At 69.0% G+C, this 10,052-nt stretch carries 9 protein-coding genes and 1 pseudogene; 4 read left to right on the top strand and 6 right to left on the bottom strand.

The genetic code is table 11. The features are described 5' to 3' along the window. Positions 1-104, bottom strand: a 104-nt coding sequence (locus J2847_RS31195; protein ID WP_209780498.1) for an NAD-binding protein, incomplete at its 3' end; no start/stop codon positions are given. 284 nt (positions 105-388) lie between these two features. On the opposite strand from J2847_RS31195, the gene J2847_RS31190 reads away from it, so the two are divergent. Both J2847_RS31190 and J2847_RS31185 read left to right on the top strand, forming a co-directional pair. Beyond that, the gene (locus J2847_RS31190) at positions 389-1,510 is read left to right on the top strand and encodes an acyltransferase family protein (protein WP_209782614.1); all 1,122 of its coding nucleotides are present in this window, start codon (positions 389-391) and stop codon (positions 1,508-1,510) included. A gap of 78 nt (positions 1,511-1,588) precedes the next feature. Then, entirely contained in the window at positions 1,589-2,758 is a 1,170-nt protein-coding gene (locus J2847_RS31185; RefSeq protein WP_209782613.1) for an acyltransferase family protein, read from the top strand. Positions 2,759-2,792: 34 nt separating this feature from the next. Here J2847_RS31185 and J2847_RS31180 read toward each other — a convergent pair whose 3' ends face one another. From J2847_RS31180 to J2847_RS31165, 4 genes are all read right to left on the bottom strand, one after another. Next, on the bottom strand, positions 2,793-4,133 hold the full coding sequence (locus tag J2847_RS31180; protein ID WP_209782612.1) for an HlyD family type I secretion periplasmic adaptor subunit: 1,341 nt from the start codon (positions 4,131-4,133) through the stop codon (positions 2,793-2,795). Positions 4,134-4,138: 5 nt separating this feature from the next. Beyond that, positions 4,139-6,256: a peptidase domain-containing ABC transporter gene (locus J2847_RS31175; protein ID WP_233474905.1), complete on the bottom strand. Its 2,118-nt coding sequence runs from the start codon at positions 6,254-6,256 to the stop codon at positions 4,139-4,141. Positions 6,257-6,351: 95 nt separating this feature from the next. Continuing rightward, on the bottom strand, positions 6,352-6,774 hold the full coding sequence (locus tag J2847_RS31170; protein ID WP_209782610.1) for a hypothetical protein: 423 nt from the start codon (positions 6,772-6,774) through the stop codon (positions 6,352-6,354). 200 nt (positions 6,775-6,974) lie between these two features. Further along, positions 6,975-7,421: a pre-peptidase C-terminal domain-containing protein gene (locus tag J2847_RS31165; protein WP_209782609.1), complete on the bottom strand. Its 447-nt coding sequence runs from the start codon at positions 7,419-7,421 to the stop codon at positions 6,975-6,977. Between J2847_RS31165 and J2847_RS31160 the strand changes: the two are divergent. Then, a pseudogene (locus J2847_RS31160) lies at positions 7,402-7,817 on the top strand (IS21 family transposase); the annotation flags it as partial. The gene J2847_RS31165 and the pseudogene J2847_RS31160 sit on opposite strands and share 20 nt — an antisense overlap. Before the next feature lie 33 nt (positions 7,818-7,850). Next, a complete protein-coding gene (locus J2847_RS31155; protein ID WP_209782621.1) occupies positions 7,851-8,432 on the top strand; it encodes an ATP-binding protein in 582 nt (193 codons plus the stop codon). Positions 8,433-8,518: 86 nt separating this feature from the next. Here the strand turns inward: J2847_RS31155 and J2847_RS31150 are convergent, their stop codons facing one another. Beyond that, entirely contained in the window at positions 8,519-9,955 is a 1,437-nt protein-coding gene (locus tag J2847_RS31150; protein ID WP_209782608.1) for a mannose-1-phosphate guanylyltransferase/mannose-6-phosphate isomerase, read from the bottom strand. Positions 9,956-10,052 lie beyond the last annotated feature (97 nt).

Here is a 10,052-nt window from a genome sequence, read left to right as displayed (position 1 = left end):
TTGCCGGCGTCCTTGTCGACGCAGGTGACGTGGACGCCGAACTCCGAGAAGCAGGCACCCGACACCAGGCCGACATAGCCCGTGCCAATCATCGCAATACGCATGGTCTTCCCCTTATGGAGGAAGGTTTATCCAACCCGGCTTCCATGCCGCAAGGACAAACTCGGCCCGCTCAACCTCGGCAATCCCGGCGTGTCCACCATGCTGGAGCGCACCATCGCCTGTTTCCACGAGCGCTTCTTCGCCTGATCCGTCCGCCCGCCCACGGGGCAGTGTGGGCGGGCCGCCACGCCACAGCCCGGCGTTGTCCGATGCTCTTGGGAGAGGTTCGCGGGTGGACAAGCCTGTGCTATAGCTGCGGGCTTGCCGCTGCCAGTCAGAGCGCCCCATGCAGACCTCTCCGGACACTTCCAAATACGATGCGATCGGCGCTTCCCTGCGCAGCCGGCACAACAATTTCGACTTCATCCGCTTCGCCGCCGCCACGCTGGTGCTGGTGAGCCATTCCTGGCCGCTCTCCGGCACGCCGAACGAGTTCTTCGCGGCCTGGAGCGGGGGAGTGGACACCGGCGGCGGGCTGGCGGTCTGCATCTTCTTCGTCATCAGCGGCTTCCTGATCACCGGCTCCTTCCAGAACGCGCGCTCGCTCGGCGCCTACGCGCTCGCGCGCGTCCTGCGCATCCTGCCGGGGCTGGTCTTCGCCGTGCTGTTCACGATCCTGGTGATCGGGCCGCTCAACACCACGCTGCCGCTCGCCGAGTACTGGCGGCATCCGCTGACCTCGGCCTACCTGCTGAACGCGACGGTTTTCCAGTCCTCGGCGGTGCTGCCGGGGGTGTTCGAAACGCTGCCCGACCCCTTCATGGTTAACGGCTCGCTGTGGACCCTGCCAGTCGAAGTCTTCATGTACGCGCTGGTGGTCGGGCTCGGGCTGGCCCGCGTCCTGACAGTGCGCTGGTTGATCGCGCTGGTTGCGGTCCTGTTCCTTCTCCGCCTCAACCTCACCGTCCATTGGGGCTGGCGTTGGGAGAAGCAGGGCGGCGTCCTGCTCGGCTCCATCCCGCTCTACTCGACGCTGCGGCTCGCCTTCTTCTTCTTCATGGGCAGCCTGCTCTACGTAGCGCGGGACAAGGTTCCGGTCCGCTGGGATCTGGCGCTCCTCTGCGTCGTCGCCATCGTCGCCTGCCGCTACACACCGGCCGGCGAGACCGTGTTCTTCCTGCTGCTGCCCTATCTGGTCCACTTCGTCGCCTTTGCCCGCATCCCCGGCCTGGGGATCTTCGCCAAGCACGGCGACGTGTCCTACGGCATCTACATCTTCGCTTTTCCGATCCAGCAGACCGTGATGAACCACGCCCCCGGGCTGAGCCTACCGGCCTTCATCGCCGTGTCCTTCGCCGCCACGTTGGCGATGGCGGTGGTGTCCTGGAAGCTGGTGGAGCAGCCGGCCCTGCGCCTGAAATCCATCCTTCTGCCACGCCGCATGACCCCCGCCAGCGAGATGGCGTGAGGCGCGCACCGTTCTGATTTCCGACGCCCTGCCCCCACCGCCCGCCGCCTCCCCAGGCCCACCACCGCAGGCTCCGCCATGACCAACGCCCATTCCAAGCCCAGCCTCGACGGTCTCACGGGCCTGCGCTTCTTCGCCGCCCTCTGGGTGGTGCTGTTCCACGTCCGGCCGCTGTTCCTACCCGACGTGCCGCTGCCGGCGTTCGAGTTCGTCAGCATGGGGTTCGTCGGCGTCGGGCTGTTCTTCATGCTGTCGGGCTTCGTTCTGGGCTACCAGTACACGGACCGCGACAGCACCAGCCGGGCCGGACGGCGACGGTTCATGATCGCCCGCTTCGCCCGCATCTACCCCGTCTACCTGCTCGGCCTCGCGCTCACCTTCCCGAGCTTCTGGCAGGACAGCGTCGATCTCATTTCGGTCGGCCTGCGGACGCAGGCGCAGCTTTTGGGGACGCTGTTCGGCAACGCGACCCTGCTACAGGCATGGACGCCCTGGACCTCCTGCCAATGGAACTGCCCGGGCTGGTCGCTGTCGTCCGAAGCCTTCTTCTATCTGGGCTTCCCCCTGATCGCCGCCGCCGTCGCACGGCTCGGCACCGGCCGGCTGGTCGCCGTCGCGGCGCTGCTCTACCCCCTGGCCCTGCTGGCGCCGGCCCTCTACAGCTACAGCCCGGCGGTCCAGCATTGGGTCGCGCAGAGCCCGGAACGGCTGATCCTGGCGAACGCCTTCATCCAGTACACGCCGCTGCTGCGCCTGCCCGAATTCATCGCCGGCATCCTGCTGGCCCGCGTCTTCACCATGGGGGTGCGGGTTCCGGCCTGGGGCGGCGTGGCGGCGGTGGGGCTGGCGGTGCTGTTCGGCTGCTTCTGGCGAACGCTCGGCACGCCCGACCTGATGGTCAGCAACGGCTTGCTGATGCCCCTCTTCGCACTGCTGATCCTGTCGGTCGCTGGCGGGCGCGACTGGCTGGGAAGCGTTCTGGCGAGCCGCCCGCTGATCTGGCTGGGGGAGGCCAGCTACGCCACCTACATCCTGCACTTCTTCCTGCTCAGGGCCCTGCAGCCGCGCCTCGCCGGACTCGGCCTTCCCCACGGCCTCCAACTGGCGCTCTATCTCGCCGTCACCGTGGCCGCCTCGCTGGTGACCTTCGTTTGTCTGGAAAAACCGGCGCGCCGCTGGCTGAAAACCCGGCTGGAAGCCCTCCTGGTCGATCGTCTGCCGCGCGCCGCGCAGGCCGCGACGCCCTGAGGCGATCCTCCGGCGTTCCCTTGGGGAACCGCCCTCAGGGCTCGCGGATGCTCTCGTCGAGAGCCCGGATCACCGGGTAGAGGAAATAGGACAGCACCGAGCGCGTGCCGATGCGGATCTCGGCCGAGGCCACCATGCCGGGGCTGAGGCGGGTGCCCTCCGGAACGCCGTCCGGCCGGGTCGCCAGCAGCCGCACCCGCGCGCGGAACACGGCGCCGCCGCCGTCCTTGGCCTCGCGCTGGAAGGCGTCGGCGCTGATGGTGCGCACCTCGCCCGCGAGCGTGCCATGGCGCTGGAAGGGGAAGGCGTCCAGCTTCACCCGCACCACGTCGCCGACCCGGACCAGCCCGACGTCGCGCGACGGGATGTCGGCCTCGACCTCCAGCGGCACGTCGCTCGGCACCAGGGTGACCAACGGCTCGGCCTCCTTGACGACCGAACCGACCGAGCGTTTCGCCACCTCCAGCACCACCGCGTCGACCGGCGCCGTCATGGTGACCAGCGAGCGGCGGCGCTCGGCCTTGGCGATCTGCTCGACCAGCGTGCCCCGCTGGCGGGTCTGCTCGACCAGTTCCTCGGACGCCTTGCGGCGCCATTCGTCGACGAAGGCGGAGCGTTCGGCCTGCACCGCCTTCAGCTCGTGCCCAGCCTCGCGCTCGCGGTCCTGAAGGGCGGCGAGATCGTCGCGCACGCGCAGGCGCTCGCTGCGCGCCTCCAGCAGGTTCAGCAGCGATCCGGTCTGGCGCTGCTGGGACTGGCGGCGGATCGTCTCGACCTCCTCGATCACGGAGAGCCGCTCGGCCAGCCCGCTCTGCGAGCGGCGGCTGGTGGCGATCACCGCCTGGGCCTGGGCCGCCTTCTCGTCCAGCGCGGTCAGCCGGGCGACGTATTCGGCGCGACGGCGCTCCAGGATGGTGTCCTGCAGCGCCGCGTCGGCGTTGCCGGCCTCGGCGCGGAAGACGCCGCCGTCGATCTCGGCGCGCAACCGGCCGATGTGGGCGTCCAGGCTGACCAGCCGGGCGGCGAGATCGGCCAGATCCGCCGCCGCGAAGGTCGGATCCAGCGTCGCCAGCCGGTCGCCGGCCCGCACCGCGTCGCCCGCCGCCACGTCGATGGAGCGGACGATGGCGGTCTCCAGCGGCTGCGCCACGATGGTGGGGGCGGTGGTGATCAGCCGCCCGCCAGCGGTGACGACGCGGTCGACCTGCGACAGCGCCGACCACAACAGCCCGGCCCCGAGCAGCGCCGCCAGGACGTAGAGGGTGGAGCGGGCCAGCCAATGCGGCGGGGCGTGCTCGATGGCCGCCCCGTCGGGCAGGAAATCGACGGCGAAGCCGGCGGGCAGCCTGGTTTCGGAACGGGGGAACAGGCTCATCGCGCTCAGCCTCCCCGCCGGTTCTGTTGCTGCCAGAGGTGGCGGTACTCGCCGCAGCGCTCCAGCAGGACGGCGTGGGGGGCGCGGTCGATCACCCGGCCCTTCTCCAGCACGGCGATGCTGTCGCAGCCGGTCAAGGTGGACAGCCGGTGGGTGACGATCAGCACGGTGCGCCCCTGGGCGATGCGGGTCAGGTTGGCCATCACCACCGCCTCGCTGTCGGGGTCGAGCGCGCTGGTCGCCTCGTCGAGGATCAGGATGCGCGGCCGCGGCAGGAGGGCGCGAGCAATGGCGATGCGCTGCTTCTGCCCGCCCGACAGGTTGGACGCGCCTTCCTCCACGATGGTGTCGTAGCCGTCGGGCAGGTTCTGGACAAACTCGTCGGCACCGGCCAGCGTGGCGGCTTCGATGACCTCCTCGCGGGTGGCGTCGGGGCGAGTCATGGCGATGTTCTCGCGGATGCTGCCGCGGAACAGGAAATTCTCCTGGAGCACGACGCCGATGGAGCGCCGCAGGTGCGACAGGTCCATCTCGCGGATGTCGACGCCGTCGTAGCGGATCGAGCCCTCCTGCACCGGGTAGAAGCCCTGGAGCAGCCGCATCAGCGTGCTTTTCCCGGAACCGCTGCGCCCGACCAGCCCGACGACCGACCCGGCGGGGATCGGCAGCGACACCCCCTTCAGCGCCGCCGGGCGGTGGCGGTCGTAGCGGAATCCCAGGTCGGCGACGTCGATCCGCCCGGCCAGCACCGGGTGGGCGCCGATGCCCTCGCGCCGGGGCTCGGCCGGGTGGTTCATCACCTCGCCCAGCATGCGCACCGACAGAGCGGTCTCCTGGTACTGGTGGATCAGCGAGACGATCTGCACCAGCGGCGTGACCACCCGGCCCGACAGCATCTGGAAGGCGATCAGCGCGCCGACCGAGAGCTGGCGGTCGAAGACGTCGAAGGCGCCGACCGCGACCACCGCGACCAGCATCGCCTTCTCCAGGAACTCGGTCACCGTGCGGGCGGCGATGGAGATGCGACCGACCCGGTAATGGCTGGTCACCGCGCGCGCCGCCTTGCGGTCCCACAGCCGGCGCTGGGTCGGCTCCAGGGCCGAGGACTTGACGGTGCGCATGCCGTGGATGGTCTCCACCAGCATGGCCTGGCGCTCGGCGTCGGCGCTGTAGAGGTCGCGCAGCCGCTTCTGGTAGACCGGCACCAGCGCCACCACCACCCCGGCGATCAGCGCCGCGAACAGCAGCGCGATCAGCGTCAGCTTGACCGAATAGAAAAACAGGACCGGCAGGAAGACCAGCAGAACCAGCGAATCCAGCACGGTGGACAGCAGGTTGCCAGTCAGGAACTCGCGGATGCGCTCGACCTGCTGCATGTGGCGCACGGTGACGCCGGCCGAATTGCCGTCGAAGAAGGTGATCGGCAGGTCAAGCAGATGGCCGAAGGTGCGGTTGAGCAGCCGGATGTCGATCTTGTTGGCCGCCGACAGCAGGATGAACTGGCGCAGGAAGCGAAAGGCCGCCTCGAACAGCAGGGCCGCCAGCACGCCGACGGTCAGCACCTGGAGCGTGGTGATCGCCTCGTGCACCAGCACCTTGTCGATCACGATCTGGAAATAGACCGGAACGATCAGCGCCAGACCGTGCAGCACCAGCGCCGCCACGATCACGTCGCGGAAGGCGGCACCCTGCTTGAGGATTTCCGGAACGAACCAGCGCAGGCCGAAGGGCTGGCGCGGGTCGGCGATGCCGTGGCGCGGCTTCAGGAAGACCAGCTCGCCATCCCAGCGCTCCAGGAAGCGGTCGCGCGGCACGTCGATCACGTCGAGCCGGTCGGCCAGCGGGTCGACGACGCCGACCGTCGGGTCGGCGTCCCCGGCCGGCCGGGAGACGCCGACCAGGATGACGGTGTTGCCATTCCTCAGCCGGGCCAGCAGGGGAAAGACAGGCGGAAGCGCCTGCAAATCCTTCCAGCCCAGACGCCGTGCGCTCGCCTTCAAGCCAGCCTCGCCGGCGATGCGCAGCAGCTCGGCGGTGGATGGTTCATCGGAGCCGCCGGCCGCCGGAACAGGGGCCGGCGGCGGCAGCCCGTGGTGGCGGGTCACCAGGGCGAGGCAACGCAACGCGCTGTCCTGCCGGGGAGGCGGAGAGGCGGAAGCGTCCCGGGACGCGGCGGCGCGCTGGTCGAGCGGCGATGAGCTGGCGTCCGGCACGGCGGTCAACCGAAATTGGGTGATTTGGGCGGGGACGGCACCGACGGCGCAGGAGCAGCAACCGGGGAGGACAGCGCCCCGCCCTCCTTCGGCGCAGCCGCGAACGGAACGGGCGGGGGCGGAACCGCGTCGGCGGGCGGGCCGCCAAGAACACCACCGGAAACCCCGTTGGGAACCAGGACTCCAGCCGCCTCCAAACGCTGGCGCATGCCGTCCATGGCGCCGAGGCTGGACAGGAAGCCCTGGAGGCTCATGACGACGCGCTGCCGGATGGCGGGACGCGGCTGCCCGTTCTCGTCCTTGCGCAGGGGGGACAGGCTGAACAGGTCGATGCGGACCATGCCGTTGCCGAAACCGATGTCGAGGACCCCGTCGGCGTAGAGTTCGGGAATGCGGTCGTCCAGGCCGCCCTGCGGGTCGACAATCATCACACGCTCTCGGAAAGGCAAAGAGGCTGCGGAGCGGGCGTCCATCGCCGGGTTCCACCCGTTTTTTGTACCCGAATCGGTGGGGGACGACCAAGCCCGGTCATCGGGACAGGGTGTCCGGCCCCACCGAAATCACACCCGATGGTGGCGGCCGGGGGTGGACGGCGGCGGTCGCGGAGGGCCGCCGCCGCGTTCCCCGGTCAGCCGATCTGCGACACCGACAAGGTGTAGCTGCCGCGCGACGAGCCGTAACCCGATGCCTGGAGCCGATAGGTGCCCGAGGAGGTCGGCGAGAGGACCAGCTGCGAATTGAGGCCCTTACCCGAATCGTCGTCGTATTTGAGGCGGGCGCCGCTGCTGTTCAGGATCCGCAGATACGGGTTGCTCAGCGTGCCCTGGTCGGTGGCGCTGCCTTCCAGGTCGATCTGATAACGGCTGCCGGCGGACAGGGAGACCGTGAACTCGTCCTGTTCGCCCTCGTAGGCGATCGTCCCGCGGGTCGACGGGAAGACGACCGTCCGGGTCGGAGCGATCACGCCCACCCGGTAGGTGCCGGTGCCGTTGTTCCCGAAGGCGCCTGCGAACAGGTAGTAGGTCCCCGACTGGGTCGGGGTGTACTCGATCAGCGAGGTCGTGCCGATGCTCAAGGCCGCCCCCGGTTTGCGGGCGATCGCCGTGTTCGCCGAAATACGCCGGCGCCATCCCGAACTGAGCGAGGGCGTCCGCCGCACGCTGGAGCGGCGCATCCGTGTTGGCGGGCGGTCAACGGGCCCGAGCAGGACGTCGTCTTCCGGCAGGAGCATGTGCCCGGCCGCATGGGTCTGTCCGATTTCACCGACATGGCTGAACTTGCCGTCACGGTCGCCGGGCAGTTCCTCGACCATCGCCTCCACCATTTCCGCCTCGCCTATTCCAGCTGGGAGCACGCCCATGTCCTGCTGGGTGGCGAGAGATTCGTCGCTTTGGCCGAAGGGCTGTAGAACGCGCTGTGGTCGCTCGGCGGCGTGCCGGCCGAGCACCGCAGCGACAGCCTGTCGGCCGCCGCCCGCTTCCTCGCCGCGCTCACCGAGCATGAAATGGCCGAACGGGCCCGGCGCCGGATCGAAAGCCACCTCGACGAGGCCCGCCTGCCACCGGGCAAAACGCTGGAAACCTTCGAGTTCGGCGCCCTGCCGATGGTCAGCAAGGCCCAGGTCATGGCGTTCACCGCCGGGGACAGCTGGCTGGAAAAGGGCGCCAACCTGATCCTGTTCGGGCCGCTCGGCGGCGGCAAAAGCCATCTCGCCGCCATCGGCTACGCGTTGGTGGAAAACGGCTGGCGCGTCCTGTTCGCCCGGACCACCGATCTCGTACAGAAGCTGCAGATCGCCCGGCGCGACCTCGCTTTGGAATCGGCGATCGCCAAGCTCGACAAGTACCACCTGCTGATCTTCGACGACTTCGCCTACGTCAACAAGGACCAGGCCGAAACCAAGGCCATCTTCGAACTCATGCAAAGGAAATCAGGAAATAATGTCGCACCGGCTCTGGAGAGCCGCGCGAATCCCGGATTTTCCCGACGGGAGCGCGTGTTTTTCATCCGTCCGTCGGGGCGGCGCCGTTCGCACATGGCTTCGCCCCGGAGACTCGGCGGGGCCGTCGCTGGATTTTCCGGTTGAATCGCCGACGCGGACACGCGCCGGTTTCCCGGCGGTCCCGCGCGGCGTTGGGAAGGACCATTTCCCGCGCTCAGGCGGGAAGCGCGTCAGTTCCGCCCATAGGAATCCTCGAGCCGGACGATGTCGTCTTCGCCCAGATAGGATCCCGATTGCACCTCGATGATGGTCAGCGGCACCTTGCCGGGATTCTCCAGGCGGTGAATCGTCCCGATCGGGATGTAGATGGACTGGTTCTCGTAGACCAGGACCTGCTCCGCGTCGCGCGTCACCAAGGCGGTCCCGTTGACGACCACCCAGTGCTCAGCTCGGTGATGGTGCTTCTGCAGGGACAGCCGCGAACCGGGGGCGATGGTCAGGCTCTTCACCTGGAACCGCTCGCCGGTGTGCAGCGACTGGTAGGCGCCCCAGGGCCGGTGGACCTTGCGGTGATTCACCGACTCGCCGCGCCCCGACGCCTTCAGCCGGTCGACGATGCGCTTGACGTCCTGCGCATGGTCGCGGTCGGCAACCAGGACGGCGTCGTCGACCACGACCACCACGGCGTTCTCCACCCCGACCACGGCGGTGAGGTGGTTGTCGCTGCGCACGTAGCAATCGCGCGCGCCGTCCAGCAGCACGTCGCCGACGACGACGTTGCCCTGGTCGTCCTTGACCCCGACGTCCCACAGGGCTGACCAAGCGCCGACGTCGGTCCAGCCAATGTCGCAGGGCACGACGGCGGCGCGGTCGGTCCGCTCCATCACCGCGTAGTCGATGGAGATGCCCGGCGCCTTGGCGAAGGCGTCGGTGTCGAGCCGGAAGAAGTCGAGGTCGGAGACGCCCTTCTCCAGCGCCTCGCGTCCGGCGGCGACCACCGCCGGGGCGTGGCGCTCCAGCTCGGCCAGCAGAAGGGCGGCGGGGAACAGGAACATCCCGCTGTTCCAGGCGTAGCCGCCGTCGGCCAGATAGCCCTTGGCGACCTCCAGCGTCGGCTTCTCGACGAAGGCCGCGACCGCGAAGGCGCCGTCGGCGTCGTTCAGGAAGCCACCCCGACGGATGTAGCCGTACCCGGTCTCCGGCACCGTCGGGGCGATGCCGAAGGTGACCAGCCGGTCCGTCCGCGCCGCGCGCACCGCGACCCCGATGGCCTCGTGGAAGGCCGCGACATCGCGGATCTGGTGGTCAGCCGGCAGCACCAGCAGCAGGGCGTCGGGATCGGTCGCAGCAATGTTCAGCGCCGCGACAGCACAGGCCGCCGCCGTGTTGCGCCCCACCGGCTCCAGCACAATGCCGCGCGGCGCAACGCCGGACTGGCGCAGTTGCTCGGCCACGAGAAAACGGTGCTCCTGGTTGCAGACGACGAGCGGCGCCGTGAAGGCGACCGCGTTGCCGACCCGCAGCGCGGTGTCCTGAAGCATCGAGCGATCGGAGCACAGGGGAAGGAACTGCTTGGGATACAGCTCCCGCGACAAGGGCCAGAGACGGGAGCCGGAGCCGCCTGACAGCAGCACCGGTACGATCTTCTGCGTGGAAACGCCGTTCATCCTGCCGCCTTGAAACGTGTTTTGCCAAGGAACGCCATGGCCGCCACGGCGGACACCGCCCCGCAACCCAAGCAGTTTCCCTTATAGACCGCGCTCT

This window comes from Azospirillum agricola, from assembly GCF_017876095.1.
GTDB lineage: Bacteria > Pseudomonadota > Alphaproteobacteria > Azospirillales > Azospirillaceae > Azospirillum > Azospirillum agricola.
The sequence above is the reverse complement of the archived record's forward strand: the minus strand, read 5'-3'. Positions and strand labels throughout refer to the sequence as shown.

What these genes read in the sequence shown, in the direction of transcription:
- J2847_RS31190 (WP_209782614.1), top strand. Translation starts at nt 389, where the DNA reads ATGCAGACCTCTCCGGACACTTCCAAATACGATGCGATCGGCGCTTCC.
- J2847_RS31185 (WP_209782613.1), top strand. Translation starts at nt 1,589, where the DNA reads ATGACCAACGCCCATTCCAAGCCCAGCCTCGACGGTCTCACGGGCCTG.
- J2847_RS31180 (WP_209782612.1), bottom strand. Translation starts at nt 4,133, where the DNA reads ATGAGCCTGTTCCCCCGTTCCGAAACCAGGCTGCCCGCCGGCTTCGCC.
- J2847_RS31170 (WP_209782610.1), bottom strand. Translation starts at nt 6,774, where the DNA reads ATGATTGTCGACCCGCAGGGCGGCCTGGACGACCGCATTCCCGAACTC.
- J2847_RS31155 (WP_209782621.1), top strand. Translation starts at nt 7,851, where the DNA reads ATGGCCGAACGGGCCCGGCGCCGGATCGAAAGCCACCTCGACGAGGCC.
- J2847_RS31150 (WP_209782608.1), bottom strand. Translation starts at nt 9,955, where the DNA reads ATGAACGGCGTTTCCACGCAGAAGATCGTACCGGTGCTGCTGTCAGGC.